Consider the following 16223-nt stretch of genomic DNA (forward strand, 5'->3'; position numbering starts at 1 on the left):
CTCTACGCCTCCGGCAGGTGGTGGTGGACCCGGGCCCGGCGTACGACGCCAATGGTGGCCAGGGCCACGAGCACCGACAGCCAGGCGAAGACGGTCACGAGCACGTACCCGCCGCGGGAGCCGTGGGTGTCCACCAGGCGGCCGGCCAGCAGCGAGCCCAGGGAGACGCCCACGTTCATGGCGGTACCCACCCAGGTCAGGCCCTCGGTGAGCTGGTCACGGGGGGTGACCGCCTGGACGATGTGGTTGCCCACGGTAACGGTCGGGGCGATGGACATGCCCGTGACCAGCATGAGGACCATGAGCACCGGGACCGAGCCGGCCAGGATGAAGGTGGAGGCGCCCAGCGCCAGGGCGAGGACTCCCACGAGGAACTGCCTCCACATGGGCCAGGCCCAGGTCCGTGAGCCGTAGACGAGCGCGGCGCTCAGGGAACCCAGCGCCCAGGCCGCCAGCACCAGGCCGGAGGAGGAGGGACGCCCCTGCTCGGTGGCGAAGGCCACCGCGGTGACGTCATTGGCGCCGAACAGGGCGCCGCTGCCCAGGAACACGGCCACCACCGCCAGGACCGCGCCGTGCCTCAGGGCCGACGTCGCCGTGCGGGCCGGCCCCGGGTGGAGGGCGGTCGCGTCGGGCCCGGGGCCTGCCCTGTCCGCCCGGCTCCGCCCGTTCGCGGGGTCGGCCGCCTGGCTCCGCCCGGCCGAGCGGTCCTGCGCATCCGCCTGGTCCCGCCCGGCCGCCCGGCCCTGCGAGCGCCTGGGTCTGCTCAAGGCGGACGCCGGTCCCGGGCCGTGGGCCGGGGGCTCGGTAGCACGCTGGGAGAGGAGCCACAGCCCGCCTCCCAGGTGCAGGCACAGGGCGGCGACCCACCCGGAGGTCACCGGCAGCGCCGCGGAGGTGCACAGGGCGGTGGCCGCCACCGGCCCCACCACGAAGACGACCTCGTCCAGGGCCGCCTCCAGGGAGAAGGCCGTGTGGATGTCGTCGGGGCTGTCCAGCACCGTGGTCCAGCGGGAGCGGACCAGGGAACCCATGGACCCGCCCAGGCCCCCGGCCACCAACGCCAGGGCCACCAGGACCCACAGCGGGGCCCGGAGGCCGGCTGCAGTGATCATCCCCACCATTCCCAGGGCCGAGCCGAGCACGGCGGGCAGCATGACCCGGGACTGTCCGCGGGCGTCCACCAGGCGCGCCAGGACCGGGGCCCCGACGGCGGTGGCGACGACCAGGGCGGCGCTCACCCCGCCGGCGGAGGTGTAGTTCCCGTAGAGGGACTGGACGGTCAGGATGGTGGAGATACCCACCATGGACATGGGGAAGCGGGCCAGGAAGCCGGCGGCCGAGAACTGGAGGGCGCCGGGCCTGCTCAGGATCCGGGCATAGCTCGAGGTCACCGGGCTCACCGGTGGGTGGAGTTGGCGCCGTTGCGCGCCATGGTGAAGCCCTCCCCGGTGATCTGGCTCCAGCAGGTGATCCCGGACTCGTCGGACGTGCAGGCCACGGTCCCGTTCTTGGCGCTGGCCCCGTAGTCCAGGGTCACCCCCACCGGGGAGAAGGACTGGGAGCACGAGCCCGTGGCCTGGCCGGACTTGCCCACCGAGCTGGTGAAGGGCTTGGAGCTGGCCGAGCAGGAGGCTCCCTGGGCGGTGAAGTTGTACTCCTTAATGGTGCACGAGGCCGTGTCCCCGTCCAGGCGGCAGGTGATGTTGCCGCTGGGGGCGGTGAAGCTCGACAGCTGCTGGGCGGTGGCGGGGGCCGGGTAGCGCAGCGCGGTGGGGGTGGCGGTGGGCGTGGGCGTGGGCGTGGCACTGGGGGTCGGGGTGGGCTTGCCCGCACCGGTCGTAGCGGTCGTCTGGGGGACGGAGGCCTCCTGGGTGGTGCTGGAGGTGGTCTGGACGGCCGTGGGCTTGCGGTTGTTGGCGGTGAGGAACCACGTCAGGGTGCCTGCCACGAGTACCACGACGACGCCGGTGAGGACCCACAGGACGGCGTTGGACTGGTGGTGCTCCTCCAGTATGTCCTGCTGGCCGCTCAGGAGGTCGGCCTGCGGGCCCATGGCCCCCGTCCCGGCCCCCGGAACGGCGCCCGCCCCGGGGCTGATCGGTACGGCGGGGCCCACCGGGACGACGGAGGAGGTGGGGCGGGTGTAGGTCCGGCTGTAGTGGACCGGCTCCGGGGTGCCGACCGCGCCCATGCTGGTGGTGGCTGCCGCGGCGGACTGGGCGGACTGGGCCGCCCACTGGTCCTGGGCGAGCTGGGCCGAGTCCTGGGCGGGGATGACCTTGGTGTCCCGGCCGGGGGGGCCGGGCCTGATGGCGGTGTCCGTGCCCACGCCCGGCTGGGCGGTCGGCCTGGGGCTCTGTATCGCCATGGTGGCCGCCTCCGAGGGGTCCGCGCCGCCGAAGCGGGCGGCCAGGGCGGCGTTGACCGCCGGGTCGCCGAGGCTGCCGAGCCACTCCAGCAGCGCCGGGTAGGTACTCGGGTTAGCGGCGATGGCTGGCCGCAGTCCCGGGTAGTCCTGCGCCAGCCGGTGGAGATCCTCCAGGGGGGCGTTGGGGTCTGAGGCACGTGCAAGGAGGTCAGCCTGAGACTGGGACATGATTGAGGTCCTTATGTGGGTGGGGTGTACCGCGGCCCGGCCACTTCCAGGGGTGGCGCGGTACCACTGGGATCTGGCCTATATCGTAGCCGAGGTGCGTGTGGAGGTGCCCCGGCGCCTGTGACAGGTTAGTCTCTGGCAGACACCAAGGAGACCGTATATGACCACCCCCGATCCCCGGCGCCGTGCTGGCAGCCACGCCGCGCCGAGCTTCCCGCCCGCGGCGGCCACCTCACCGGCCCCCACCCCCTCTTCCTCCCACTCCACCCTGTCGGCCTCGGACCTGGACCGGGCCGACGACCTGCTGTCCAAGGTCGCCAGCGTCTACTCCGAGCGGGTGGTGGGACAGCAGCGCCTGCGGGTGGCCCTGCTCTCCTCCCTCATTGCCGGGGGGCACGTGCTGCTGGAGTCCGTGCCCGGCCTGGCCAAGACCACGGCGGCCCAGGCCCTGGCCGCCGCCGTCTCGGGGTCGTTCCGGCGTATCCAGTGCACCCCCGACCTCATGCCGAACGACATTATCGGCACCCAGGTCCTCAATGTCTCCACCGGTGAGATGAGTACCCAGCTGGGGCCGGTGCACGCCAATATTGTCCTCCTGGACGAGATCAACCGCTCCAGCGCCAAGACCCAGTCAGCCATGCTGGAGGCCATGCAGGAGCGTCAGACGTCTATCGGCGGTGTTGTCTACCCTCTCCCCACCCCCTTCATGGTCCTGGCCACGCAGAACCCCATTGAGGAGGAAGGGACCTACGTCCTACCTGAGGCCCAGATGGACCGCTTCCTCATGAAGGAGGTCCTGACCTACCCCAGCCCTGCCGACGAGGCCGACATCCTGGAGCGCGTCGCCAGCGGCGCGTTCGAGAGGCGGATCAAGCACCCCCCGATCTCCATCCGTGACGTCATGTGGCTCCAGGAGGCGGTCAACGCCGTCTACGTGGCCCCCGTCATCCGCCAGTACATTGTGGCCCTGGTGGGGACCACCCGGGGCTCGGGGCCCCGCCCGGTGGCCGGTATCGAGCGGCACGTGCGGGTGGGCGCCTCCCCGCGCGGGGCCATCGCCCTCATGAAGGTGGCCCAGTCCATCGCCCTCCAGGACGGCCGCGGCTACGTCACCCCCGACGACGTGCGCCTCCTGCGCCACCCCGTCCTGCGCCACCGCCTGGTCCTGACCTATGACGCCCTGGCCGACGACGTCGCCCCCGAGTCCATTATCGACGCGGTCTTCCAGGCCGTCCCCACGCCCTGAGAACAGGACCGCCAGCCGCCCATGTCAGCTCCCAGCCCCTCCGGCGCCTCCTCGCTCTACCCGCCCCAGGAGCAGTCCGTCCCCCGGCCCAGCCGCGGCTCGCGGCTGGCGGGCGTGCGACGTCGTATGAGCCTGCCCGTGGTCCGGCGTGCCTCCGGGCTGCTGGACGGGCGCAACCGCTCCATCTTCGTGGGGCACGGCCAGGACTTCTCCGACCTGAGCCTCTACCGGCCCGGGGACGATGTGGAGGACATCGACTGGAAGGCCACCGCCCGCAACGGCAAGCCGGTCATCAAGCGCTTCCAGAGGGAGTCCAACCTGCCCCTGGTCCTGGCCCTGGACACCGGGCGCACCATGGGCGCCCAGGCCCCCAGCGGGGAGGACAAGCGCGACCTGGCCCTCTTCACCGCCGAGATCCTGGCCTACCTGGCCCGGATGCGCGGGGACACCGTGGCCGTGGTGGCCGGGGACGCCCAGCGGCTGGTCTCCCGCCCCCCGCGCTCGGGCAGCGAGCACGCCGAGATGATCCTGACCCTTATGGCCCGCCAGCTGTGGCACCTGGATGAGCTCGACCCCCTGGCCGCCCCCGCCTCGGACGTCTCGCGCGTCCTGGAGCGGGTCTCCACGACCTTCCGACGCCGCAGCCTGGTGGCGCTGGTCACCGACACCTCCCACCCGGACGCCTCCGCCAGCGACTGGCTGCGCCGCCTGAGCGTCCAGCACGAGCTCATGGTCGTCCAGGTGGCCGACGACCTGCCGGTGGCCCCCGGCAAGGGCCGCAGCCGCGACGTGGAGATGGTCCACGAGCTGCCCGCCTTCCTGCGTGAGGACGCCTCCCTGGCCGCCGAGATGGCCGGGGCCGACGCCTCCCGCCGCGGCCAGGTCTCCGCCCTCCTCGACTCCCGACACCTGGAGCACACCACCGTGACCTCCTCATCGACCCTCGTACCCGCCCTGGCCGAGCTCCTGCGCCGTCAGCGCCTGGCCTCCTCCCGCAGGCGGCGGGTGATCTGAGTGACGCTCAACTCCCCCGTCCTCATGCCCCTGTGGTGGATCATGGCCGCCATCGTGGGCCTGCTGCTGGTGACGGCCTGGCTGGTCTGGGTGTTCGTGAGCACCGCCCGGGACACCTCCTCCCGGGTCGGTGACATCCCCCTGGCGCCCGGGGACCGGAGCCGGTGGCTGGGCTGCGTGCAGGACGCCGCTGCCGCCTACGAGGCCGGTGAGCTCAGCGTGCGCGACCTCCACCTGGAGCTGGCCGCCGTCCTGCGGGGCTTCGCCACCCAGCGCACCGGAACCCCCATGGAGTCGCTCACGGTGGCCGAGATCCTCGACCTGGCCCAGGGGGCCGACCGGCGCAGCGTGATCGACCGTATCCGCTTCCTGCGCTCCCGGCGTCGCCCCGTGGACCGCAACCCCCTGGGGTACGTCGGGGAGCTGCTGACCGTGTGGGAGCAGCCCTCCTTTGACGCGGTCACCCGCGCCGACGCCCTGGAGGCCGTCCACGAGACCATGGAGGTGGTGACACGATGGTAATGAGCTGGCTGGCATGGGCCCTGGTCCTGGCGGGCCTGGTCCTGGCGGGCCTGGCCGTCGCCGGGGTGCTGGGGAGCCAGGCCGTGCGCCTGGCCGCGAGCCGGGGCCTGCGGCGGGTGGCCAACTCCGCCGGGCTCCTGACCGCCCCCGCGGTCCGACGTCGGATCAGGCTCCGGCGCTGGACCTACGCGGCCCTGGGCGGGGTGGTGGCGGTGGCCCTGGTGGCGGCGGCCGGGATCGCGGGACGGCCCGTGCACCGCACGGTGCGCAACGACCAGCTGGCCAACCGCGACATTATGCTCTGCCTGGACGTGTCGCTCTCCATGATCGGGGTGGACGCCAAGGTCCTGAAGACCTTCAGCACGCTCGTGGACTCCTTCGAGGGGGAGAGGGTGGGGCTGACGGCCTGGAACAACACGGCGCAGACGATCGTCCCCCTCACCGACGACTACGACACCCTGCGCAACCAGCTCACCGAGGTGGCCAACGCGCTGGACTTCGACACCAGCACCGCCACGTACCACGACCCCGCCTACCAGCGCTACGCGCGGACCTTCGCGGGCACCACCAACAGGGACATCAAGGCCTCCTCCCTGGACGGGGACGGGCTGGCCTCGTGCGCGGCCGCCATGGGCAACCAGAGCGTCAAGGACCGGCCCCGGATCCTCATCCTGGCCACCGACAACCAGGTCTACGACGACTACCACCTCCAGATCTACTCCCTGCAGGCCGCCGCGGACTTCGCCACCCAGAACAATATCAAGCTCATTACCCTGTTCGGCGTGGACGCCAAGAACCTGGACCCCGGTATCACCCAGGCCGATATCGACGCCGCCCGCACCGAGATCAAGAACGTCACCCTCGAGCACAACGGGCTCTTCTACGAGGTCGACGACCCCAACGCCACTTCCACCATTGTCAACGAGGTGGAGAGCACCCAGGTCAAGGAGGCCCGGGAGAACACCCAGGTCCGCACCACCGACGTCCCCGAGGTCTGGGCGGTCGTGCTCGCCGGGGCGGTCCTGGTCCTGCTCGCCGGAGCCGTCTGGAGGCGCGCATGACCTTCGTACCCATGGTCCCCGTGGCCGTCATCGTCCTGCTGGTCGTGGCCTACGCCGTCCTGCTGTGGCTCGGCGCCAGGTGGATCCGCCACGGCGGCGCCGAGCCGGGGGCCTGGCGGCGCTGGTGGCGCCGTGGCGCCCTGGCCGCCCTGGTCCCGGTCATCCTGGCGGGGCCCTCCGTGGAGCTCAAGGAGAAGGTCCCCGTCTCCAGCATCGAGGTCTACCTGGTGGTGGACCGCACCGGCTCCATGGCCGCCCAGGACTGGGACGGGGGCAAGGGGACCCGTCTGGACGGGGTGCGCGCCGACCTGACCGCCATCCGTGACGCCTACGCCGACGCCCGCTTCTCCGTCATCGCCCTGGACTCCACGGCGGCCCGCGAGCTGCCCCTGACCAGCGACGTCGAGGCCCTCACCACCTGGATCGCCAACCTGACCCCGGAGATCTCCTCCCGCTCCTCCGGCTCCTCCGTGGACCGCGCCCTGCCCCTGGTCACCCAGATCCTCTCCGACGCCAAGGAGCACCGTCCCGGTGGCTCGCGGATCCTCTACGTCCTGTCCGACGGGGAGTCCACCGAGGACGGCGCCACCCCGGGCACCATTAACCCCAGCTGGTCCACGGTGGCCGGCTACATCCAGGGCGGCGCCGTCCTGGGCTACGGCACCAAGGAGGGGGGCACCATGCGGCAGAACACCGGCACCGGTGCCACCGACGCCCCCCTCATCCAGGACCCCAGCGGCAAGGACGCTGTCTCCGTGCCCGACACCCAGGCGCTCTCGGCCCTCGCCTCGGCCCTGGGCGTGACCTATATCCAGCGTACCGGCACCAATGACGAGCCCACGAGCAAGTTCACCGACCTGAACGTGGAGGGCAAGACCACCGAGGAGGACCGCACCCGTCGCTCCAGCCGCTACGTCGTGTGGCCCCTGGGGGTCGTGGCCGCCGGGCTGCTCATCTGGGAGGTCGGCAGCCTGGGCCGGGCGGACGTGGCCGCCCGCCGCCTGGTGTCCCGCTCCTCACTGACCCCCACGCAGACAGGAGGCCGCCGATGAGGCTGCACCGGGCGAGCAGGCACCGCACCGCGCAGGACGACGGCCAGGGGCCCCGGGCGCGTGAGCCCCGGGCGGACCCGGGCCCGGAGGATCCCCGGGCGCGTCAGGCCCGCCTGACCCGACGCCGCCACCGCTTCGTCATCGGCGTCCTGCCCGCCCTGCTGGCCCTGGCGCTGTCCCTGTGGCTGGCCGCGGTGTGGGGGTGGACCTTTGCCGGGCACCGGGCGGCCATTGCCAAGGACTCCGCCCACGCGGTGCGCTACTACCGCACGGTGGAGCGGCTCAACCCCTGGTTCGAGCAGTGGCGGGTGCGCTACAACCTGGGTACGGCCGAGCTCGTGGACGACCAGGTCGACGCCGCGGTCAAGGACCTGGAGCGGGCCCTGAAGGTGGTGCCGAGGGCCCCGCGCAAGACCGGGACCACCTCGGACGGCACCCAGGTGCAGGTGGCCAAGCCGGACAGCCCGGAGTGCCTGGTACGGGGCAACCTGGCGGTGGCGCACGTCCTGCTGGCCGCCAAGGCGCAGGAGGCCGGCGACTCCGCCGCCGTGGAGGAGCAGAAGCAGGCCGCCGTCACGGCGCTCGACGACTGCTCCATGCCCTCGGGCCAGGACGGCAGCGACTCCACGCCGGATCCCAGTACCAGTCCGGACCCCAGCGCCAGCCCGGATCCCACCGCGAGCCCGGACCCGAGCGCCAGCCCGAGCCCGGACCCCAGTGCCAGTCCGGACCCCAGTGCCAGCCCGGATCCGAGTGCCAGCCCGAGCCCGGGCTCTACGCCGACTCCGTCTGCCAGTGCCAGCCCGTCGCCCACCCCCAGGCCCGGTGGGCCGACCCTCGACCCGCGCCTGCAGACCCGTAACCCCCAGCAGCCCGGCGGGGGCGGAGCCAGGCGCCCCTGGTAGGTCGCCGCTACCCCGGCTGCCGCCTACCGCGGCTTGAGGTGCGGGGGCAGCTTGTGCGGTCCCGTGGCGTCCGGTCCGTGGTCGCCGGGCTCAGGCCACGTGGGCCACCGGGCAGCGAGCACCTGCTGGTGGCACCGGGGTGGCGGGCTCCTCGACGTGCGAGGGCGGCACCGTCGGGACGGCGTGGTCCGGCACCGCGGCGCCGACCGCGCGCAGGACGAAGGTGTCCAGGGCCGCCAGGTAGGCCTCGCGGGCCGCGGGCTCGGTGGGGGTGGGCCGGCCCCCCATGACGCAGGCGTGGACCAGGGAGACGAGCGTGCGGGGGTCCTGGGGTGGGATGGCGCCCGAGTCCATGGCGTCGGTGAGGACTGCGGCGAGGGTCTGGACGAGCAGCTCGCCGTGGGCGCGCAGGCGCCCGGCGGTCGCCCGGGAGACCGAGGTGTTCAGCGGGCCGGTCGCGGGGAAGTGGTAGTCGCGCTTAATGAGGGCCTGCTGGCGCACGTAGACGCGCAGACGGTCAACGGGGTCCTGGATGCCCTCGAGCGCCTGGGACAGCTCCTGGGAGTACCGGGCGGCCTCGTGCTCCATAAAGGCCAGGAGGAGGTCCTCCTTGTTCGCGAAGTGGTTGTAGACCGCCGTGCGTCCGACCCCGGCCTGGGCGGCGACGTCGGACAGGGTGATCTTGTCGAAGGGTTGGCGGCTCATGAGCCTGCCCAGGGCGTCAAAGAGAGCACTGCGTGTGCGCTCACGGTGCTCGGCCAGTGAGTGACCCAGTATCTTCGGCATAAGGACAGCCTAATCCATAAGGCCTTGGTGACACCTGTGAGGTCTTCGTCAGTATCCGGGGGTCTCCGCAGGGGCCGGACTGTGCTGCGGGCCTCGGCCAGGACCCGGTCCACGTGGGGCCCGGGGTCCCGGGCGGGGTCATCCTGACTGAGACTGCGACAGGACCCGGTCCACGTGGGGCCCGGTCCACGGGCCGGACGGCGTCGGTGGCCCCGCTGGCTCGGCGTTGGTGGCCCCGCTGGCTCGGCCCCGGCTACGCCCCGGTGCGCGGGTGCGCGACGGCCTTACGCAGGGCTGACACGACAGGCAGGTCCGCCGGCAGCCAGGGGAGGGCCGCGACCTCCTCCAGGGGCACCCAGTCCAGGCTCTGGTGGGCGTCGCCCAGCACCGGGGCCAGGCCGTGGGCCACCTCGGCCAGCCACACCCGCATGCGGTACCCGTGCATGGCGGGCCAGGTGGGGGAGCCGTCGGTGGGAGGCAGCTCGGGCCCGAGCCTGACCGGGACTCCGATCTCCTCGCGCAGCTCCCGCACCAGGGCCTCGTGCGGGGTCTCGCCGGCCTCGACCTTCCCTCCGGGGAACTCGTACTGCCCGGCGTGCTCGGCCGGGTAGGAGCGGGCGGCGCACAGCAGGGCGCCCGGGGCGGACAGGGAGTCGAGGACGGCGGCGGCCACGACCAGCCGGGAAGAGGTAGAGGTCATGGGCCGGACCCTACCGTCCTGCCGCGTGCCACGACGGCGCAGGCGGGTGGGTCCAGGGGCTGTCGAGGCTCCCCTCTGAGCCCGGGGCGGTGACGTGGAGGAGGCGGCCTACCCGACGGCGATCCCATCTGAGCTAGGCGGGTCCAGGGTGTGAGGCAGGGGCCGGGAGGCGGGCCCGGCGGCCTCGTGGAGCGGGTGACGGGAATCGAACCCGCGCTGTCAGCTTGGGAAGCTGAAGTTCTACCATTGAACTACACCCGCGAGCGCCTACCACGTAGGCCGTGGCCGGCGGCGCCAGATGAGCATAGCGCACCCTGGGCCCGGGTACGCAAGTCGCCTCGTGGCGGCGTGTGGTGGTACCGGTCATAGCTGACGTGGCGCGGGCGCCCGGTCCGGGCGGCAGCAGGCACCCGGTGTCCTCACGTGAGGGTCGTAGGCCCTTTTCACCCGTGTCAGTATGGTGATACTGGGCACAGGAGGTCCGGTGGCACCCGGGGCCGCTGGGCGCGGTGCGCGGCGGGCGGGCCGCCTGCGCGGTGTACGGGCGCCGGGTAGGCCAGGGCGCGCGCGCCAGCAGGGGCGTGCGGCACGCGCCCCCGGCGGGGCGGTATAGGACGTCCTGCCCTGGCGCCGGGCCCGGCGCACGGCGTACCCGCCCCCGGTGGTGGCACAATTCGGGGCGTGCTGCTCTCCGACCGTGATATCCGTGCCGAGCTTGACGCCGGCCGGGTCGCCCTGGACCCGTATGACGCGCAGATGGTTCAGCCTGCCAGCATTGACGTGCGTCTGGACAGGTGGTTCCGCCTCTTTGACAACCACCGCTACTCGGTGATCGACCCCTCCCAGGCCCAGGAGGACCTCACCCACCTGGTGGACGTGGGGCCGGACGAGGCGTTCGTCCTCCACCCGGGGGAGTTCGTCCTGGGGTCCACCTACGAGCGGGTCACCCTGCCTGACGACGTCGCCGCCCGGTTAGAGGGCAAGTCCTCCCTGGGCCGCCTGGGCCTGCTGACCCACACCACGGCGGGCTTTATCGACCCCGGCTTCACGGGGCACGTCACCCTGGAGCTGTCCAACACCGCCACCATGCCGATCCTGCTGTGGCCGGGTATGAAGGTGGGGCAGCTGTGCTTCTTCCGGCTCTCCTCCCCGGCACTGGCCCCCTACGGCCAGGGCGCCTCCGGCTCGCGCTACCAGGGGCAGCGCGGTCCCACGGCGTCGCGCTCCTACCAGGGCTTCCACCGGATCCGGGTGCCTGAGACCCTCGGCCCGGACGCTCCCGCGGCCCCTGACACCGCGCCCGGTCCGGCTGCCGCACCGGCCCCTGACGCTGGCCCCGACGCAGCGCCTGAGCCCAGCCCCTGCCCGGCTGCCGCACCCGGCCCGGGGCCCGAGGCCGCCCAGCCTCCCGGCCCTGGTGCCGGCCCTGGGGCCGCGCCCGGCCCCGGATCCGGCCCCGACGCCGCGCCCGGCCACACCGCTTGTCCCGCCCTGACGAAGACCGAGGAGGAACGCCCGTGAACGACCTTGCTATATCCCTTCCCACCGACACCACCACCTTCACGGCCTCCTCCATGCTGCCGGTGGGGCTCGTGGACGACCACCACCTCCTTGTCCTGGCCGACGACGTCAGCCCCGACGAGGTCGAGTCCCTGGCCGTCTCCCTGGACCCGCAGGCGGGGTGGGTCGGCGCCTCCCGCCTCCAGCTGACCCCCGGGGCCGAGCTCCAGGGCCCCTGGAGGCTGGACGTGCAGATACGCAGGCTCCTGCGCCTGCCTGAGTGGGTCAGCCAGGTCATGCTCCTGCACTGCCGTGCCCAGCGCTCGGGCCCCCTGCCCCCTGAGCTGACCGGGGTGGACCCGCTCTCGGACGCCTTCCCCCTGGGGCAGCCCGAGGGCCTGGAGCTGGTGGCCCTGACCCGCCTGCGCGCTATCGCCCGGCGCCTGGCCGGGGGGCTGCGCCTGGCCGCCCCGGGCCCGGACGGTGAGAACCACGCCACCCTGGTGGTCCCGGACCCGCAGTCCTCGGTGGATCTGACGGTCTACTCCCCGCTGTGGCTCGACCCCGACGGCGCCCAGGCGGTCCTGTCCGCCGTGGCCCCCTCGATCCGCGCGGTCATGGACGTGGTCCCCGTCGAGGGGCCCACGGGCCTGGCGACCCTGACCCCGGAGGCCCTGGAGCGGGTGGCGAGCACCCTGGGGGCGGACCGGCTCGACGACGCCTGGCGCAAGGCCCAGGACGCCCGGGCCGCCGCCGGGCGCGCCGAGATGGAGGCGCGTCGCTCCGGGCAGCCGCTGACCCAGGTCCTGGACGGCTACGCCCTGGCGACGCCGGTGGAGGAGGGCCACGACGACTGGGGCTCGGTGGAGGTGCGTATCGGGGAGGCCCAGAGCCTGCCCCTGGCGGTGACCGGTGAGCCCTGGGCCCGTGGCGGCGTCGTGCAGTACTTCCTGCGGTGGCGGCCCCGGGACGCCTCGGAGGCCTACCGGCCCCCGTCCTCGCGCAGCCGGCGCCGGGAGCGGGCCCGGGCCCGGGACCTCATTGAGGAGCTCGTGGTGGCGATCCTGGGCGCCGTCAACGGGGTGGCGGCGGACGAGGACGGCTTTCTCGTGGATCTCGGCGTCGGACAGGCCTCTTAAGCGATCCTGAGCGTTCGGCCTCGAAAAGATCAGAATCCTTCGATACACTGCCTCCTGCCAGACCTTGCGCGGGTGAGGGGGCGACGTGGCCCCGTGCCCGCCGGTGCGTAATCACTGACGAATCGGAGCACCATGAGACCCATCCCACGGGCCCTGACTGCCGTCGCCGGCCTGAGCCTCCTGGCGGGGGCCCTCGGCCCGGTGGCGGCGGCGGACCCCGCCCCACCGGACGCCCCCGTTACCCTGCCCGCCACCGTACCGAGCCTGACCAGCTGGGAGGCGGCGTCGGGTACCTGGTCCATGACCTCGGCCACGCGCGTCGTCGGCTCTGAGGACCTGGCCCGTACCCGGGACCTGCTGGCCAGCGAGCTGCGTGCCGTCACCGGCGAGGCCGTGCCCACCGCACCCCAGGACCCCGACGCGGGCGACATCTCCCTGAGCCTGGACCCCGACCGCCTGACCGAGCTCGGGGTCGAGGGCTACGAGCTGCGCGTGAGCGCCGACGGCATCGCCGTCACCGGGGCGGACGCGCGGGGCGTGTTCTACGGCACGCGCACGGTGGGGCAGATGCTCCGCCAGCAGCGGGTCCTGCCCGCGGGCAGCGCGGTGGACGTGCCCAGGTACGCCGAGCGCGGGGTCACCGCCTGCGCCTGCCAGATCAATATCCAGGGCGACTGGATCGACCGGCTCCTGACCGACATGGCCGACCTCAAGCTCAACCACCTCCTGCTGGAGATGAAGCTCAAGAGCGACAGGCACCCCGAGGCCAACACCTGGTCCTACTACACCCGTGCGGACGTCTCCCGCCTGGTGTCCCGGGCCAGGGACCTGGGGATCGACGTCATCCCCGAGATCAACTCCCCGGGGCACATGGGGATCTGGCTGGAGAACCTCCCCGAGTACCAGCTCGTGGACCGCGACGGCAGGCGCCACCCCGAGATGCTGGACCTGTCCAACCCCCGGGCCGTCCAGTACTACCTGGACCTGGTGGACGAGTACGACGGGGTCTTCACCACCAGGTACTGGCACATGGGCGCCGACGAGTACATGATCGGCACCAGCCCGGCCAACTTCCCCGCCCTGGCCCGGTGGGCCGAGCAGACCTACGGGGCCGGGGCCACCGTCAACGACGCCTTCATCGCCTTCGTCAACCAGGTCAACGCCCACGTCAAGGCCAGGGGCAAGAGCCTGCGCATGTGGAACGACGGCGTCGTGTCCACCAACGTGGTCAGCCTGGACCGGGACATTACCGTGGAGTTCTGGTACGCCTCGGGGGTCAGGGCGGACGTCCTGGCCGGGCGGGGCTACCGCGTCATGAACGCCAGCGACGCCCTGTACTGGTCGCGCTCGGCCACGTTCTACAAGATGGACTCCGAGCGGCTGTGGAACAGCGACTGGGACGTCGGCAGGTTCCCCGGGGCGGGTATCGACCCCGGCAACCCCATGGTGACCGGGGCGAAGCTCTCCATCTGGCCCGACGACTCCGTCTACCAGACGGAGAACGAGGTCGAGGAGGAGGTGTTCGACAGCCTGCGCTTTGTCTCCCAGATGACCTGGACCGCCTCCCACGGCGGCATGGACTGGGCGCAGTTCAAGGGCTCGGTCGACGCCGTCGGGCGCAACCCCCTGTGGGACAACGTGGCGCGCAGGCCGGTGGAGGCCGGTACCTACACCCTCACCGCCACCGGCTCTGACGCCGTCCTGGGGGCGGGCGCGGACGGGGCGGGCGCGGATCCCGCGGGCTCCGACGCCTGGACGCTGACCCCCACCGCGGACCACTACTACCAGCTGCGCTCCCAGGCCACCGGCGCCTGCCTGGCGGTCACCGAGGGCACCCGGCACCTGTCCGTGGTCACCCAGGTGGGGGCCTCCACCTCCATGGTCCCCTGCGCGGACGTGGGCGTCAGGTGGTCCGACCCCGGCAGCCGGGAGACCGCCCGCGAGCGCAACACCCAGAAGTGGCAGCTCCTGCCTGCCGGGGACGCCTACGTGCTGCGCAACGCCCTGACCAACCAGGACCTGGCCGTCGCCACCGGCTCCGAGCAGCACGTGGACCTGACCAGGCCCCTGGACCCCGGCGCCCTGGTCCAGCTCCCCGCCGACATGACCGCCACCACCTGGCGCCTGAGCGCGGGCGCCCTCACCCCGGGGACCACGGTGGACGTGGAGCCGGCGCCGGCCGCCCCCGGCCAGCCCTCCACGGTCAGCGTGACGGTGACCAACCACACCGCGAACGCGGTCAGCGCCCTGAGCGTGTCCGCCGGGTCGCTGCCGGGCTGGAGCGTGGGGCAGGCCGGTGGCGGCAGGAGCGAGCTGGCGGTCGGGGAGAGCACCACCTTCACCCTGACCGCTGAGCCGACCACCGCCGCGGGTCCCGCCACGCTGCCGCTCACCGTGAGGTGGGACGGCGGCGAGCGCGTCCTCCAGGCGTCCCTGGTCGCCACCTGCGGCACCCTGGTCACGCCCACCCCGGTGGCCACCAGCTCGCAGGAGACCAGCGGCGAGGGCCCGGTCAACGGGCACCTGGAGGCCGCCTTCGACGGTGACCCCGGCACGTTCTGGCACACCCGCTGGTCGGGTGCCCAGGACGCCTACCCGCACTGGGTGACCATGCGCCTGCCTGAGCGCCAGCGTGTCTGCGGCCTGGTCTACACCCCGCGCACCGGGTCGAGCTCAGGGGTGCGCAACGGGTGGATGGCCGGGTACGAGATCTACGTCTCTGACGACGGCGAGAACTGGGGCTCCCCGGTGGCCACCGGCACCCTGGGGGCCAGGGCCGAGCCGCAGACCATCACCTTTGACGCCACCGGGCAGTACGTCAGGCTCGTGGGTACCAGCCAGGTCGAGGGCATGCCCTTTATGAGCGCCGCCGAGATCGGGCTGCGGGCCTCCGCGCTCCCGCCCGCTCCCGGCCCCGACCCGAGTCCTGGGCCTGACCCGAGTCCTGGGCCTGACCCGAGCCCTGCTCCCGAGCCGAGTCCTGGGCCTGACCCGAGTCCTGGGCCTGACCCGAGCCCTGGGCCCGCGCCGTCCCCCGCCCCCACCGCGGGGCCCGCGCCCGGCTCCGAGCCCGCCTTCGTCACCGCCGCCCGGGCCAACGCGCAGGCCACCATCCTGCGCGGCGACTGGGACGGCGACGGGGCGGTCACCTACGGCGTGCGGGTGGGGAGCCGCGTGATCCTGTACAACGAGAACACGGTGCTGGCCTCGGCGGCGGTCGTCCTGTCCCTGGGGCGCAGGGGCGACCAGGTCCACGTCGGCGACTGGGACGGCGACGGGCGCGACACCCTGGCCCTGGTGCGCGGCTCCACGGTCCTCCTCCAGGTCAGCCCCGCCTCCTCGGAGACGGTGGCCGGTACGCGGGCCGACCTGGACCGGGCCCGTCCTCAAGGCTGAGGCCCGGCCCCCGTCGGGTGGGCCCGGGACCGGTTCCCACCGGCTGGACCCTGACGGGACCGCCGGCCCCCGCCGGGTGGGTGCCCGGCAGCCCCCGGGCACCCACCCGCCACCACCTGTAATCTGTAATATACTCAAGACGCAACTAAAGTAGAACGCCGTATGTGAGCACGTGTAAGGCGTGGTAGCTTGCTGCACCCTGTCGTCCGCCACACCCCTCCCCGGGACCCTGGGCCCACGGCCCGTGAGACCTGGCACATGAGGGGGGTGGGGGGGAGGGAGGGCCCGATAAGGGGCCCGTGC

General features: G+C 72.9%; 12 protein-coding genes, 1 tRNA gene and 1 pseudogene. 9 read left to right on the top strand and 5 right to left on the bottom strand.

Translation table 11 applies throughout. From position 1 onward, the window contains the following. Window positions 1-2 precede the first annotated feature (2 nt). Entirely contained in the window at window positions 3-1394 is a 1392-nt protein-coding gene (locus JJJ15_RS08690) for an MFS transporter (protein ID WP_200510475.1), read from the bottom strand. Window positions 1395-1399: 5 nt separating this feature from the next. Next, window positions 1400-2599 carry a hypothetical protein gene (locus tag JJJ15_RS08695; RefSeq protein ID WP_129591593.1) on the bottom strand — a complete coding sequence of 400 codons (1200 nt, stop codon included), beginning with the start codon at window positions 2597-2599 and terminating at the stop codon, window positions 1400-1402. Window positions 2600-2759: 160 nt separating this feature from the next. Between JJJ15_RS08695 and JJJ15_RS08700 the strand changes: the two genes are divergently transcribed. From JJJ15_RS08700 to JJJ15_RS08725, 6 genes are all read left to right on the top strand, one after another. Then, entirely contained in the window at window positions 2760-3845 is a 1086-nt protein-coding gene (locus JJJ15_RS08700) for an AAA family ATPase (protein WP_106110302.1), read from the top strand. Between the two features lie 126 nt (window positions 3846-3971). Beyond that, on the top strand, window positions 3972-4859 hold the full coding sequence (locus JJJ15_RS08705) for a DUF58 domain-containing protein (protein ID WP_246742266.1): 888 nt from the start codon (window positions 3972-3974) through the stop codon (window positions 4857-4859). After that, complete coding sequence (locus JJJ15_RS08710) at window positions 4860-5381, top strand: alpha-amylase (protein ID WP_106110304.1); 522 nt, start codon at window positions 4860-4862, stop codon at window positions 5379-5381. After that, the gene (locus tag JJJ15_RS08715) at window positions 5381-6442 is read left to right on the top strand and encodes a VWA domain-containing protein (RefSeq protein ID WP_246741991.1); all 1062 of its coding nucleotides are present in this window, start codon (window positions 5381-5383) and stop codon (window positions 6440-6442) included. Before JJJ15_RS08710 ends, JJJ15_RS08715 begins: the two co-directional genes overlap by 1 nt. Then, window positions 6439-7494 carry a vWA domain-containing protein gene (locus JJJ15_RS08720; RefSeq protein ID WP_200510476.1) on the top strand — a complete coding sequence of 352 codons (1056 nt, stop codon included), beginning with the start codon at window positions 6439-6441 and terminating at the stop codon, window positions 7492-7494. The genes JJJ15_RS08715 and JJJ15_RS08720 overlap by 4 nt, the downstream gene beginning before the upstream one ends. Next, window positions 7491-8399, top strand: coding sequence for a hypothetical protein (locus JJJ15_RS08725; protein ID WP_200510477.1), 909 nt, complete (start codon window positions 7491-7493; stop codon window positions 8397-8399). The genes JJJ15_RS08720 and JJJ15_RS08725 overlap by 4 nt, the downstream gene beginning before the upstream one ends. Window positions 8400-8489: 90 nt before the next feature. Here the strand turns inward: JJJ15_RS08725 and JJJ15_RS08730 are convergent, their stop codons facing one another. The 3 genes from JJJ15_RS08730 to JJJ15_RS08740 form a co-directional block, all read right to left on the bottom strand. Then, the gene (locus tag JJJ15_RS08730; RefSeq protein WP_106110308.1) at window positions 8490-9185 is read right to left on the bottom strand and encodes a TetR/AcrR family transcriptional regulator; all 696 of its coding nucleotides are present in this window, start codon (window positions 9183-9185) and stop codon (window positions 8490-8492) included. 253 nt (window positions 9186-9438) lie between these two features. Further along, window positions 9439-9885 (bottom strand): (deoxy)nucleoside triphosphate pyrophosphohydrolase, encoded by a 447-nt coding sequence (locus JJJ15_RS08735; protein WP_200510478.1) that lies wholly within the window; start codon window positions 9883-9885, stop codon window positions 9439-9441. A gap of 187 nt (window positions 9886-10072) precedes the next feature. Beyond that, window positions 10073-10146, bottom strand: a tRNA-Gly gene (locus JJJ15_RS08740). 420 nt (window positions 10147-10566) lie between these two features. Between JJJ15_RS08740 and dcd the strand changes: the two are divergent. The 3 genes and pseudogenes from dcd to JJJ15_RS08755 all read left to right on the top strand — a co-directional run. Next, window positions 10567-11148: pseudogene (gene dcd / locus JJJ15_RS08745) on the top strand (dCTP deaminase); the annotation flags it as partial. Window positions 11149-11402: 254 nt separating this feature from the next. Beyond that, entirely contained in the window at window positions 11403-12524 is a 1122-nt protein-coding gene (locus JJJ15_RS08750) for a hypothetical protein (RefSeq protein ID WP_106110311.1), read from the top strand. Window positions 12525-12656: 132 nt separating this feature from the next. Beyond that, window positions 12657-15920 (top strand): family 20 glycosylhydrolase, encoded by a 3264-nt coding sequence (locus JJJ15_RS08755; RefSeq protein WP_200510479.1) that lies wholly within the window; start codon window positions 12657-12659, stop codon window positions 15918-15920. Window positions 15921-16223 lie beyond the last annotated feature (303 nt).

The organism is Actinomyces sp. HMT897 (assembly GCF_016626125.1).
Classification (GTDB): domain Bacteria; phylum Actinomycetota; class Actinomycetes; order Actinomycetales; family Actinomycetaceae; genus Actinomyces.